At 64.5% G+C, this 12984-nt stretch carries 14 protein-coding genes and 2 tRNA genes; 12 read left to right on the plus strand and 4 right to left on the minus strand.

The annotated features are described in order from the left end of the window. Positions 1-72 precede the first annotated feature (72 nt). Together EV216_RS14670 and EV216_RS18330 are read right to left on the minus strand one after the other, a co-directional pair. Complete coding sequence (locus EV216_RS14670; RefSeq protein ID WP_132696284.1) at positions 73-423, minus strand: integrase arm-type DNA-binding domain-containing protein; 351 nt, start codon at positions 421-423, stop codon at positions 73-75. Between the two features lie 158 nt (positions 424-581). After that, positions 582-665 (minus strand) — tRNA-Asn (locus EV216_RS18330). Between the two features lie 142 nt (positions 666-807). On the opposite strand from EV216_RS18330, the gene EV216_RS14675 reads away from it, so the two are divergent. The 12 genes from EV216_RS14675 (at position 808) to EV216_RS14730 (ending at position 11438) form a co-directional block, all read left to right on the plus strand. Continuing rightward, the gene (locus EV216_RS14675; protein WP_132696285.1) at positions 808-2169 is read left to right on the plus strand and encodes a site-specific integrase; all 1362 of its coding nucleotides are present in this window, start codon (positions 808-810) and stop codon (positions 2167-2169) included. Further along, entirely contained in the window at positions 2166-2855 is a 690-nt protein-coding gene (locus EV216_RS14680; protein ID WP_132696286.1) for a hypothetical protein, read from the plus strand. Before EV216_RS14675 ends, EV216_RS14680 begins: the two co-directional genes overlap by 4 nt. Positions 2856-2944: 89 nt before the next feature. Beyond that, entirely contained in the window at positions 2945-3136 is a 192-nt protein-coding gene (locus EV216_RS14685) for a helix-turn-helix transcriptional regulator (RefSeq protein WP_132696287.1), read from the plus strand. Then, positions 3133-3768 (plus strand): hypothetical protein, encoded by a 636-nt coding sequence (locus tag EV216_RS14690; protein WP_132696288.1) that lies wholly within the window; start codon positions 3133-3135, stop codon positions 3766-3768. The genes EV216_RS14685 and EV216_RS14690 overlap by 4 nt, the downstream gene beginning before the upstream one ends. Beyond that, positions 3758-4294 carry a hypothetical protein gene (locus tag EV216_RS14695; RefSeq protein ID WP_132696289.1) on the plus strand — a complete coding sequence of 179 codons (537 nt, stop codon included), beginning with the start codon at positions 3758-3760 and terminating at the stop codon, positions 4292-4294. Before EV216_RS14690 ends, EV216_RS14695 begins: the two co-directional genes overlap by 11 nt. Positions 4295-4301: 7 nt before the next feature. Beyond that, on the plus strand, positions 4302-4544 hold the full coding sequence (locus EV216_RS14700; protein ID WP_165899266.1) for a hypothetical protein: 243 nt from the start codon (positions 4302-4304) through the stop codon (positions 4542-4544). Further along, entirely contained in the window at positions 4541-4942 is a 402-nt protein-coding gene (locus EV216_RS14705) for a hypothetical protein (RefSeq protein ID WP_132696291.1), read from the plus strand. The genes EV216_RS14700 and EV216_RS14705 overlap by 4 nt, the downstream gene beginning before the upstream one ends. 21 nt (positions 4943-4963) lie before the next feature. After that, on the plus strand, positions 4964-7411 hold the full coding sequence (locus EV216_RS14710; protein ID WP_132696292.1) for a phage/plasmid primase, P4 family: 2448 nt from the start codon (positions 4964-4966) through the stop codon (positions 7409-7411). A 598-nt stretch (positions 7412-8009) separates the two neighbouring features. Then, a complete protein-coding gene (locus EV216_RS14715) occupies positions 8010-8369 on the plus strand; it encodes a hypothetical protein (RefSeq protein WP_132696293.1) in 360 nt (119 codons plus the stop codon). A 109-nt stretch (positions 8370-8478) separates the two neighbouring features. After that, the gene (gene dcm, locus EV216_RS14720) at positions 8479-9753 is read left to right on the plus strand and encodes a DNA (cytosine-5-)-methyltransferase (RefSeq protein WP_132696294.1); all 1275 of its coding nucleotides are present in this window, start codon (positions 8479-8481) and stop codon (positions 9751-9753) included. 31 nt (positions 9754-9784) lie between these two features. Further along, entirely contained in the window at positions 9785-10213 is a 429-nt protein-coding gene (locus tag EV216_RS14725) for a very short patch repair endonuclease (protein ID WP_481404353.1), read from the plus strand. Next, positions 10200-11438, plus strand: coding sequence for a type II restriction endonuclease (locus EV216_RS14730; protein WP_132696296.1), 1239 nt, complete (start codon positions 10200-10202; stop codon positions 11436-11438). The genes EV216_RS14725 and EV216_RS14730 overlap by 14 nt, the downstream gene beginning before the upstream one ends. 205 nt (positions 11439-11643) lie before the next feature. Here the strand turns inward: EV216_RS14730 and EV216_RS14735 are convergent, their stop codons facing one another. Next, complete coding sequence (locus EV216_RS14735) at positions 11644-12645, minus strand: SDH family Clp fold serine proteinase (RefSeq protein ID WP_132696297.1); 1002 nt, start codon at positions 12643-12645, stop codon at positions 11644-11646. Between the two features lie 235 nt (positions 12646-12880). Further along, positions 12881-12955: transfer RNA gene (locus EV216_RS14740), tRNA-Asn, on the minus strand. Positions 12956-12984: the final 29 nt, after the last annotated feature.

Genomic DNA, 12984 nt, shown 5'->3' on the forward strand with positions numbered 1-12984 from the left:
CCCCGACGAACTCCGTCAGGGGCAAGGTTCCACATGGGTCAAATCTCAATGACAATTCCGACTGCCGCTGGGTCAGTTCTCAGTGACATCCAACAGGGCCTCGCGGATGCCAGCGAGGATGCGCGCATAGGCCTGGTCGTCGTCCGAAAGCTGCTTCGCGCGAGGATCGACGCCTCGACGGATTTCCGGCAGCAGCACGTCACGGGCAACCGCGCGCGCCTCGTTCGCCTTCGTCACGTCGGCGCGGCCGATCTTCACGCGGATGAAGCGGTTCCCGTGCTCGCCTGCGGCGTAGTAGGTTTTCGTGCGCTGGCCGATGGACAGGTTGAACCCGGCGAGTTCGGTATCGTGGACCCAGAGCGTTCCGGAGTCCTGGTAGGGCAGGCCGTCAACATAGGCCTGCGTGATCTTGGTATGCGGCATGAGCAACCCCTGCGTTTGACCGATTTTTGACCGCTAAGTCAAACGTGTTGTCGGGTCTGCACGGGTGAATGCTCAACCGAGCATTTGAGGTGGGATGTTGATTTTATTGGGATCAGTCATGATCTTGCCCGCGTGCGTAGCGGTATGGGCAAGTTATATGGCTCCGGCGGTAGGGATCGAACCTACGACCAATTGATTAACAGTCATGGAAATACCCTTTCATGGGGTTTCATGGAGCCGGACAGTCTTTCATCAAGCATCTGATATTGCTCTCATATTGCCTCACTCTGCCGGAACGTGTATCCTTCGGTTTCAAGTCACGGTGGCGACTCGGTGGCGATTCATGCGGTTGAATCGCCACCGGCCACAAGAGGGAGGCAGCGAATGCCAATCATCAAGATCGGACGCCGGACGATAGCTGCAATCCCGACCCCTGAACGGCCGGTGATCTGGTATGACGAGGCGTTGAAGGGCTTCGGCCTTCTGGTGCGCCCCACGGGCTCGCGCTCGTGGATCATCGAATATCGCCCGGGTGCGGGCGGGCGTGGCGTGGCAAAGCGGCGGATTGTGCTTGGCGACCCGGAGACCATGACGCCAGAACAGGCCCGAGCGGCGGCAAAAGAGATGCTTGCCGGAGTTCACCTCGGCGCGGACCCTGCGGCCGCCCGGGCCGAGGAGCGAGCGGCGGACACGGTTGCCGAGTTGGCGGGCGAATGGCTTGCCCGTCATGTGGAGCCCAAGCGCAAGGCCGCAACGGCAACGCTCTATCGGGCGGTGCTGGATACGCACATCTTGCCCGCTATCGGCACCCGCAAGGCCGTTTCCCTGACCCGGCAAGACGTGGCGCGGCTGCACAGCGCCATTGCGAACAAGGCCAAAGGCCCGAAAAAGGCGGGGGCGAAGCGCACCGCGCCGCAGAAGGTCCGGGGCGGCCCGATCATCGCCAACCGCGCCCTTGCCGTGCTCAAGGCAATGCTCTCGTGGGCAATCGACCTCGGCCTTCTGCCGAAGGGAAGCGAGAATCCGGCCGTGGGTGTTGAGGCATTCAAGGAAAAGGGGCGCGAACGGTTCTTGTCATCGGAAGAGATGGCCCGGCTCGGCGATGCCCTTTCTCTGGCCGAGGGCGAGGGGCTGCCTTGGCAGGTTGACGAGGCAGCCCCGGGTGCGAAGCATCTGCCCGCGCCCGAGCTTCGGCGCGTCAAGTTCGATGCCCACGCGGTTGCGGCAATCCGGCTCCTCCTTCTGACCGGCGCGCGCGTTCGGGAAATCCTTGATCTGGAATGGCGGCATGTGGATTGGGAACGGGGCATGTTGCGCCTGTCTGACAGCAAGACCGGGGCAAAGGTGATTGTGCTCGGCGGCGCGGCGCTGGCGGTTCTGGACGGGCTGCCCCGGATCGGCCGCTATGTGATCGCCAGCACCTCGGCAGGGACGAAGGAGGAGAAGCCCCGGGCCGACGTGAATCGCCTCTGGCGGGCGGTTTGCCGGGTGGCGGGGATCGAAGGCACGCGGTTGCATGACCTGCGGCATTCCAACGCCGCAGTAGGGGCCGGGGCCGGTCTTTCCTTGCACCAGATCGGCGGGCTTCTCGGGCATTCGCAGGCCAGCACGACCCGCCGATACGCGCACCTTGCCGCCGATCCGCAACGGCGGGCGGCCGATCTGATCGGAAACGAGATCGCGGCCGCTCTCGGGCTCGGCGGTGCCGAGGTGATCGACATGGCAGAACGGCGGGGCCGGGCATGACGGCGGCATTCACCGAAAGGTCACGGGAAGCCCGGCAGTCGGATAGCATTCTGGACTGGCTGCAAAAATCTGAATGGACCCCAAGACAGGCTGCCTGCCTTCTGGTTGGTGTGCTGCCACCAGAGCCCAGCTTTGGTATTGATGATCGGCCATTCGGCGCATGGCTTCCCGGTCAGGAGCCGTGGGAGCATGACCGGGAAATCTGGGAGAACTTGGTCGCGGCCGAAGTTGACCAAATGGAAAGAAAACTGGCGACGATTCCCAACATCGGGATAATGAGTCCTGCGGAACTCCTCGCCTATCTATCAAGAAGAAATGGCAAACTTCTTCCTCCTTGGGCCGCTGCACTCTTGGACAGCAAATCGCACGCCGAGGCGCTCCCGGCGATGGTCCGTTCGTTGCTGCGTGATGCTCTTGGAAAGTCCAGAGAGGCAAACCCAAGTGCGAATGCAAGCTACGCTGCGAAGCTGAAAAAGGACCCCGATTGGGACTTGCAGGTTGCCGAGGCTGAACGCCGTTGGAGGGACGGGCAGACAAACAAGCAGATCGCCGATGCGCTGGCGGATCGTTTCCCCGCAAAAACTGAAGGCGGGATTGCGGTCTGGACGCGCAAATTCAGCAAGAACATTTCGGCCGAGGCACAGACGGCAGGTTTTCGGGCATACAAGGATCGCATGAATCGCTAAGCGTTTAGGCGAACCGCTGGCGGTTCAGCGACTTCCAGTGCTGACTTCGGCATCTTCGGGGCAATTGATCCACCCGAGGAGCCCCTTCGATGCCCGCAGAACCGATTTTCGTTGACACGCAAGAGGCCGCGCGACGGCTCGGCCTTTCCCTTTCAACCCTCGAAAAATACCGCTTCTATCGCGCTGCCGATGCGCCGCCATATGTGCGGATCGGGCGGGCAGTGCGCTATCGCGTCTCCGATCTTGAGGCGTGGGCAGCGGCCCGGGAGGCCGAGCAATGACCGGCCGCACCGAACTTCGGGCGAAGCTCGCCGAGCGGGATCGCATCGCCTCTGAGATCGCAGCGCGTCGCAAGCGCGCAACCGATCTGCAATCCCGCGCTGAGAACGCGGAAACCCGTGCCTCGGCCGAGCGGGCGAATGCTGCCGAAGCGGATGCGCTGGCGCTGGCCGAGGATCGGAAACCGGCATCGCGCAAGGTGGAACCGGGCACCGATGCTGACCGCGAGGCCGTTGCCGCGAGCCGGGCGGCGGAACTGGCCGAGGCAGAGATTCCGGCGCTTGAGCAAGCCCTTGAGGAGTGCGAGCGCGGGATTGTGGACTCGGCCTTGACCGCGTTCCGAGCCGAACGGGATGCGGCGCACCGCGAGGTGCTGGCGGCCGCCGAAGCACTCGGCCTTGCGCTCGCCCGCCTCCTCGCCGCCGACCTCGCGCGCGAAGCCATGACCGGGCGGCGGTTTGTATTCGATCCGGCGCGGCATCCGCCCGCCGACCTCTGGCAGCCGCGCCCGCTTGTGACGGCACTTGCCGCTGCGATGCCTCCCCGGTTCACGCCGGACGGATGGGCCGAGGGGATCGAACGGGGCGCACGGGCAATCGCTGCCAACATGAACGGAGATTCCAATGAGCTTTGAAGTCCAGCAGGCGGTGCGGTTCACGGTGTATCGCGTGGGCGGCGCAGAAGTGTCGGGAGCGCGGCCCGATGGCTCGCCCGAGGTGAAGTTTGCGACAGTCGAACGCGAACGGGGCGAGTTCTTTGTTGCGCCCCCCGAGGTGGCGGCGCGACTGATCGCGGAAGGGCACGCGAAAAAGGCGTTGCTCGCCGAAAAGCTCGCTGCCCTCGCGGCCGCCGTTCTGGCGGTTGAAACGCCGCTTGATGCCGTCTTGGCAGCCCTTGCGGTGCCGGGTGTGCGGCCGTGGCACGCAACCCGGCAGGGGGCGCACTGGTGCCCCGCTCCGGTAGCCTTGGGGCCCGGGCGCGGTGGATTTTCTGCCCGCTTCGCCGAAGCCGCCGAGGCGCGGGCGATCTGGGCCGAAAAGCCCGATGCCGTGCCCCTGTTCTCGTTCGCAACACCGCACGGCTTCGACCGGGCGTTCATCTGGCGGCAGCGCGGACTCCTCGAAATCGCAACCGAAACTCAACACCTTGGGAGAATCTGACATGACCATGAACTTGATCGCCCTGGCCGAAATCCTCGGCCAGCGGGGCGCGCGCCAGATCGCCACGGGCGAAACCGATGCCGAGGGAGCGCCGATCTTTCAAACGGTGGCCGCGCCGATCCTGCCGGGTGAATCCTTCACCTCCGATACCGCCACGGCCGCCGCGCTGATCCGGGCCAAGGCCGCCGCGCCTGCCGGATCGGAGGCGGCCGAAGAAGCAATCCGCAGGGCGAGGGAGGCCGAGGCGTGACCCGGAAGAAGAAACCGGCCGCCGATCCGGCCGAGGCAAGGGCGTTGCGAGATGCCGGGCTCTCGGCCGTCCGGGCACGGCGGCTCGCACTTCTGCGGGCGGTTGCGCGCGCGGGAGGAGTGGAAACCTCCCGGGTGCCGTTCTCTGCCTATGTCGCGGCCCGGCCGCACACCGATGACCCGCGCGGCGACTTCACAACGGACTTCCGCCTTGATCGTGGGAAACCGGACGTTCGGACGTTGGCCGATCTGCGGGCGTATCTGCGGAGAAGGCGCGCGTGCGCCGAGGCGATCACGGCGGGCGCGTCCGTCTGGCGCGAGTTTGAATCCGTGATCCGCGATGCGCTGGAATGCGAAACGGCCCGGGAGATGGCATCCCGGGCCGTCACCGAAGACTAACCGCTATCGCTTGTCCCGCCATTGAGACGCCTAGAGGATCGCATGAAAACCACAGAAAAACAACAGATTGCGACCCTCCTCGGGTTTCATGGTGTTTCACTCCTCGAAGAAATCGCGTTCTCTCGCGGGCAATCTGAAACCTCGGCGCGTGTGCGGCGGCAGGTGTTGCCGCTGGCCGCTTTCAAGGCGCTTCTGCTTGACCATACCGAAGGCCCGAAGGCCGGGCCGTGCTGGATGCCTGCCACGTTCACCGGCAACCGGCGATCTGGCGCGGCGGCAGAGGCGGTGCAGGTCGCGGTGCTGGACCTCGATTCCGGCCAGCCGGTTGACGAAATCGCCGAACTTGTCCGGGCGGCAGGTCTGGCGGCGATCCTGCACACTTCACACAGTCACCGGCCCGAGCATCCGAAGGTTCGGGTGATCCTGTTCCCGGCCCGGCCTTGGCGGGCGGCAGACTATGCGAACACCGGCACGGCAGCGCGCGCATACCGGGCCGGGCTGGCCAATCTGGCCGAAGTGCTCGGGCTTGCCGCCGATCCGGCCGCGATGGACCCCGCGCGGCTTTTCTTCTTGCCTCGGCACGCGCCGGGCGCGGATTTCTCGGCCGAATGGATCGACGGGGGCGCAGCCGAGGTTTGGCCCGAGCCGGGCGCGGCCCCGGCTATCGGCGAGGTGCTTCCCGCACTGGCCGGTGAAGGCGAGGTGCCGCCCGAGGTGCTGTTCTCGGCCTTGGCGGCGATCCGAAATGACTCCCGGTTCGGGCGGCACGAATGGGTGAAAACAATCGCGGCCGTGCGCAATGCCCTCGGCGAGGAAGGGCGCGAGGCGGCCGAGGCGTGGTCTGCGGAATGGTCTGAGGGCGATCACGACCCGGACGAGTTCGCCCGGGTGTGGGAGTCGATCCATGACCCGCGCGCGAGTGCGGGCACAATCTTCATGTATGCCCGGCGCGACGGCTGGTCCGATCCCCGGGCCGAGGCCGAGCGCGAACGCCTTCTTGCCGCCTTCGATGACCTGCCCACTGACGAGGAAGAAGCCGAGCTTGCCGAGCGAGCGGCAGCGGATCGGCTGGCCGAGTTCGGGGATATTGCGAACGGTGCCGCGCACGCGGATCGCATCCGGGGCACGCGCCGCTATGTCTCGGCGACTCGGCAATGGCTCGTATGGACCGGCGCGCGATGGGCGGCACAGACGGCCGAGGAAACCATGCGCGATGCCAAGGCGACAAGCGCGGCAATGGTTTCCCGTGTCGCACGGGAGGCCCGGCGCGACCCGGGCGGGCTCGCCAAGGGGCGCATGGCGAAGGCGATGGCCTTGCATGGCAGCGCGGCCGCCCTCGCGCGCATGGTAGAGATGGCACAATCCGAACGCGGGATGCACGGTGCCAGCCCGGCCGAATTTGACGCGAACCCGCTGGACCTGACTTGCCGGAACGGGATTCTTGATCTGCGAACCGGGCTCCTGCGGCAGGCGCGGCCGCACGACCTCGTGTCCAAGCTGGCCGGGGCCGCGTTCGAACCTGCCGCCCGCGCGCCGGTCTGGGAACGCTTCCTTGAAACCGTGATCCCCGATTCCGAAGTGCGGGCATTTGTGCAGCGGGCGGTGGGCTACACCCTGACCGGCAGCGTTGACGAGGAGGTGTTCTTTCTCGCGCACGGCACCGGGGCGAACGGCAAAAGCGTCTTCGCCAACGTCATTGCGGCGATGCTCGGCGAGTTCTCGGGCAGCTTCGGTGCGGCGCTGGTGACTCGGCAAAAGCACGAGAACGAGGCACACCGCATGGTGGCCCGGCTGCCCGGCCTGCGGCTCGCCCTCGTGAACGAGACGGGAGTCGGCGATTTGTGGGATTCAGGCCGCATGAAGGAGTTGGCTTCGCGCGAGCGCATGTCTGCCCGCCTCCTGCACAAAGAGGCGTTCGATTTCATGCCCACGGCGAAACTCTGGATTCGCACAAACCATCTGCCCGGTTCGCTGGACGCGGGCGATGGATTCTGGCGGCGCTGCGTGCCGATCCCCTTCACGACACAGATTGCGGCGGAAAGCCGGGTGCCCGATCTGGACCGGCAGATAATCGCGGCCGAGCTTTCGGGCGTGCTCAATTGGGCCGTGGCGGGTGCCGTGGCATGGGCGCGCGGCGGGTTGCAGGTGCCGCGTTCGATCCGGGGCGAGGTGGAAACCTACCGCGAGGAGACGGACCTTCTCGGCCAGTGGATTGCCGAGCGCACGCAGCGCGACCCGCAGAGCCGGGTGCCAGTGGCCGAGGCGTTCCGCGATTACGAGGAATTTTGCCGCTCGCTCGGCGCGAACGCGGGCACGGCAATGACGTTTTCCCGCGCAATGTCATCCCGAGGTGTGAACCGTGATCCGAGCCGAAAACAGGGCCGCCGGTTCATGGGCTTCCGGCTCCGCGAACGTTTGCGGCAAGAAGATTTCGACGATGATGCGGACGATTTTTCCCGGTTGATCTGAAACGCCATGAAACACAATCCGGCAGAAAAACAGGCTCGGGGACGCATGGGGACGCATTGGGAAGGTTTTTCCATAAATCCCCGCGAGGGATATTTCCCTAGAGCCAATATATTTCCCGATCAAATGCGTCCCCATGCGTCCCCGAGCCGGGGGCGGATTCCGAAAAGATGGGCCATAGCGCGCCCGGGAATCGTCGAATACCGGGGCTCCGCGCACCCCCCGGCCGAGGCCCCCGACAGAAGGGAGCCGGAGCGACAATGTGCAGGAGGTTGCCGAGCGGACGGGCTACCGGCAGCACGCTCGCCCGGCCGCCAGTGTCGCGGCGGCGCATCGGCTGCCCGCTGGCGGCCGTGCCCGTTCATCCGGCACCTGCAACGCCGGGGGATCACCTCGCGCGCTTCCCGTCCTTGCCTCCTCTTTGACTGGCCGCCCCTCCTGCTATCCGGCACCGCGCCTGCCGTCCTTCGATCTAGTGCCGCTCAACCCTGCCCGGCCGATCCGCGCCAACGGATTCCGGCACAAGCGGGCCGCCCATGCCGCCCGCCCGATTCACGACCCGAAGCCGGTTTCCGGCGATCATGCTGCAAGGAGTGAGCCCATGCACGACCCGACTCGCGTTTCCTCGTTTGACCTCGGCACCTTCGATCCCGTGGCGCGGCCAAGGCGGCAAGCGGCCGCGCAACCGGCACCGCCTGCACCGCGCCGGAAGAAGGCGGCAGCCGCCGAACCGGAGCCCGTGGCGGCTTCCCCCGTGGCCGCCTCACCTGCGATTGATCCGGCCGAATTGGCGGCCGTGCAAGCCGAGCTTGCCGCCCTGCGTGCCGAGGTGGCAGCGATCAAGGATGCCCCGGCCGCCGAGGCCCGCCGCAAGGCTCTGGCCGAGGCATGGGCGGCCGATCTGGCATGGCGCACCGCCGAGGCCCGGCCGCCAGCGTCACGGCCGCCCGAGGACCGTTAACCCGATCCTAGGCAAAACGCGGCATCAAAGGCCGAGGTATTCCGTTTTTGTTCTTGTCGCCGCGTGTCAGATGCTGCAAGAATGACAAAAATTGTCCCAGAGGCGCACCATGCTTGATGAATCCCGTTCCGACTTCTCCCGGCTCCGTGAACGGGCAGGCATATCGGTAGAAGCCCTGGCACCCCTCGTTGGCTACTCGCCTGCAACGCTCTATCGTTGGGAACGCGGAGAGGCACTGCCCCGGCAGGCGGCGCTTTCGGTGCTGGAAGACCTCGCGCGCGGCCAAGGTGCGACAGAGGCCGGGCAACCCGCGTTCCGGTTCATCGACCTTTTCGCCGGAATCGGCGGGATTCGCCGGGGCTTTGAATCGCTCGGCGGCAAGTGTGTCTTCACCTCGGAATGGGATCGTTGGGCGAAGCTGACCTACAGCGCGAACTTCCCTCATGACGATCACGAGATTGACGGGGACATAACCAAGATCGACGCGAAGGACATTCCCGCGCACGACCTCCTGCTTGCCGGTTTCCCGTGCCAGCCTTTCAGCATCGCGGGCGTGTCCAAGAAGAACGCGCTCGGCCGGGCGCACGGCTTCGCGGACGAGACGCAAGGAACGCTGTTCTTCGATGTGGCCCGGATCATCGCCGAGCACCGGCCGAAGGCGTTCCTCCTTGAGAACGTGAAGAACCTCGTGAATCACGACAAGGGGCGCACCTTTGCCGTGATCCTGCGGACCTTGCGCGAGCTTGGCTATCACGTCCCCGCGCCGCGCGTGATCAACGCGAAGGGCTATGTGCCGCAACACCGCGAACGCATCCTGATCGCCGGTTTCCGCGAAAAATGCGATTTCACCTTTGACGATCTGGACGTGCCCTCGCCCTTGAACGGGCCGAAGCTCAAGGCGATCCTGCACCCGGAAGACGGCAGCGAGAAGGGGCCGGACAAGCACTATACCGATGCAACGGGGCGGGTGAATCCGAAGTTCATCCTGACCGATCATCTGTGGCGCTATCTGCAAGACTATGCCGCCAAGCACCGCGCGGCCGGGAACGGCTTCGGCTTCGGGCTTGTCGGGCCGGGAGACGTGGCCCGCACGCTCTCGGCCCGCTATTACAAGGACGGCTCCGAAATCCTGATTGACCGGGGGGACGGGCAGAACCCGCGCCGCCTGACCCCGCGCGAATGCGCCCGGCTTATGGGCTTCGACAAGCCCGGCGAGTCGGCCTTCAAAATCCCGGTTTCGGATACGCAGGCTTACAAGCAGTTCGGCAACTCGGTTGCGGTGCCGGTGATCGAAGCCGTTGCGCGGCACATGCTGCCCTATATCGCGGCCGAGGCGACACAAGACCCTGCGCACCTGCAAAGGCGGCTGCCGCTCGTTGGCTGACGTTGTGGACGCCGCAACCCGAAGCCGGATGATGGCGGGCATCCGGGGGAAGGACACGCGGCCGGAAATGATCCTGCGGCGGGGGCTTCACGCCCGGGGTTTCCGGTTCCGGCTGCATGACAGGCGCTTGCCGGGCTCGCCCGATCTGGTGTTCCCGGGCCGCCGCTCGGCGGTATTCGTTCACGGCTGTTTCTGGCACGGGCACGCCTGCCCGCTGTTCCGGCTGCCCGCCACGCGGCAAGAGTTCTGGCGCGCGAAGATCGAAGGCAACGCGGCCCGCGACAAGGCCGCAGAGGCGGCGCTTCTGGCCGATGGCTGGCGGGTGCTGACGATCTGGGAATGCGCCCTCAAAGGGCGCGGGCGGCTGCCTGCGGAGACGGTGCTTGACCGCGCGGCGGAATGGCTCGTGAATGGCCCGGCGCACGAGGAGATTGCAGGGGGAGCGTATGGCGGTATCTGATCTGACGGATTGGCTCGGCGAGTTCTGCGCACCTGGCATCGCCCTTTGCGTGAAGCGGCTTTCGGGCAATGACACGCTCGCCAACCGGACGCATCAGGCAGGCCCCTATATCCCGAAAGAGTTCCTGTTCCGCATATTCCCGGCGATCAACCGGACGGACGAGAAAAACCCCGATCACTGGTTTGAACTGGCGGTAGATTCGCACATGGACGTGCGGCAGGTCCGGGCGATCTATTACAACTCCAAGCGATCCGAGGGGCAGCCGAACGGCCGGGATGAAACCCGCCTGACCAATTTCGGCGGCGGTGCCTCGGCACTTCTGGACCCGGAGAGCACGGGCGCTCTGACGATCTTTGCCTTTCCGCTGGACGAGAACGGCGCGGCGATCCGCTGCCATGTGTGGGTGTGCCGCCACGAGACAGAGGAAGACATTGCCGAGGAGCGGTTCGGGCCGGTGGAGCCCGGCCGATTTGTCATGTGGTCCCCCGATCAACCCGGGCTGTTCCCGCCCTTTGCGGCCCGGCCCGCCCGGTGCTGGCTGGAACCGGCCGAGATTCCGCCCGCATGGCTGGCACAATTCCCGACTGGCGCGGATATTGTGCGCAAGACGGTGGAGCTTCGGCCCGAGCATGGCACACCGCCCGACAAGCGGCTTCTGCGGCGGCGCGATTGTGAGTTTGAAATCTTCCGAAGCGTGGAAGAGGCGATTGAGCTTCCGGCGATCCGAGTGGGCTTCACGACGCTGGACGATTTCATTGCCCGCGCGCAAACCGTGCTGCAACGGCGCAAGGCGCGCTCGGGCCGCTCGCTGGAACTGCACACCCGGGAAATCCTGATAGAGGAGCGGTTCCGCGAAGGCGTGGATTTCCAACACGGGCCGCAATCGGAGCCCGGCAAGCGCCCCGATTTCCTTTTCCCCTCGCAGGCTGCCTATCGTGACCCGAGCTTTCCTGAGGCCCGGCTTCGGATGCTCGCCACCAAGACCACATGCCGCGACCGCTGGCGGCAGGTGATCAACGAGGCAGACCGGATTCCGGTCAAGCACCTCCTGACCTTGCAGGAGGGCGTGTCCGAGGCACAGTTCCGCGAGATGACGCAGGCCAATGTGCAGCTTGTGGTGCCCGAGCCCCTGATTGCCAAGTTCCCGGCCAGCATCCGAACGGACATTGTGACGCTTGAGAGCTTCTTGGGCGATCTGCGGCTTTTGGTGCCGGGCGCGGCCTAAAGCCGAGAAACGGCCTCTATGTTCCCAACGGGGCTTTCGGGTATTTTCCCCTCTGACCTAAACGCAGGCGCGCCAACGATCACGACTGAATCGCGCATGATTTGAAGCAGATTGCCGGTGTCGGCCGTGCGATCCATCCGTATCGTGCTGAAAGCGGTGGTATCACGATAGATGTAAGTGGCGTCGGTGGTCTCTTGATAAGTGATCATAGCGCCTTCCATCCTTCAAAGGTTCGTTGTTCCTGAATCTGCTCTTGCGGCGGGTTCGGGGGCGGCAACTGGATTGTGGCACGGCTTATCAGCCCTTCGGTCACAAACCCGTAGGAACCACTGTCCACGCTTTCGATCACACCGCGAACCAACTGGTATTGGGCGGTCTGGTCTGGCCCGACAACTGCCATCGGCGTGAAAGGTTCCGAGAGGCGCATTTGTCCGCTATAGCTCCTGTGAAGAGCCTTCAGCTTGTCGTAGAACTCTGCGCTAGGCTTCTCGACTGGAAGCCCGAGTGTTTCAGCCTCGCGGCGGTTGACAGTGTAATCATGGCTTCCTGAGTCCGCGCACAAGAAGTCCACGATAGCCTTTACCTTCTCTGCATCTTTCACATGCCCATTGAGCAACTTTTCAGCCAAGAACCGGATTTGCGCCCTAGACCTGAAAATCTCGCCCAAAACTAGCGGGTGCACCTTATTGGAAAGATCAGTGAGGAGATTGCCGAGAACCTTGTCATCTTTAATGCCAAGGTCCTGCGTTGCAGCGTCCATATACCCTCGGACGGCCTCAACACTGACCGGCAGGCGAGCCAACTGGTTTCCATTTGGCACCTGCGGACCAAGCGGGTGAACCAAGCTAGGGTCAATCGGCCCAAGGGCCGCTTGCTTTGACATCACAATCCGCTGCGCCCCCAACGAGATCAACGTGCCTGCGCTCATGGCCTTGTATGGAATCAGAACCTCAAATTCGTCGCAGAAGGTTTTGATGAGGTTAACAAGCCTCCACGCGGCGGCGGTGTTGCCCCCGTTTGTGTGCAGAAGAAGCGAAATGCGTTGCGTTGGTCCGATGGCGTCCAGCACATCAACAAAAATGTCGATGCAGTCTGCACCGATCTGCGTTTCCGCGTTCGGCCGGTCTCCGGTCACATACGAGATAATCTTGGTGCCGCGTTCCTGCTCTATTTGCTCGTAGAGCCGCTTGCGCGTCGCGAAATCCATCTTTGGCCCTGTTCTCCCCGTGTTGCAGAGCTTTTCCACACAGTTCTGCACAAGTCAACTTTCCTGAGTTGGTGCGCGCAACGGCCGCAGCGTCAAGAAGACCGTAACTACCCGTCCAGCCGCACCACTTGGCCGATTTCCGTCACGGTGGCGACTCGGTGGCGATTCATGCTCGAACGAGAAAAGCCCCCTTGCGGGGGCTTGCTCGTAATCCGCTGATCTTGCGGGGGATTTCTGGCTCCGGCGGTAGGGATCGAACCTACGACCAATTGATTAACAGTCAACTGCTCTACCGCTGAGCTACGCCGGAACACGGGGGCCGTATAACAAGACGGTTTC

The organism is Rhodovulum steppense (assembly GCF_004339675.1).
GTDB lineage: Bacteria > Pseudomonadota > Alphaproteobacteria > Rhodobacterales > Rhodobacteraceae > Rhodovulum > Rhodovulum steppense.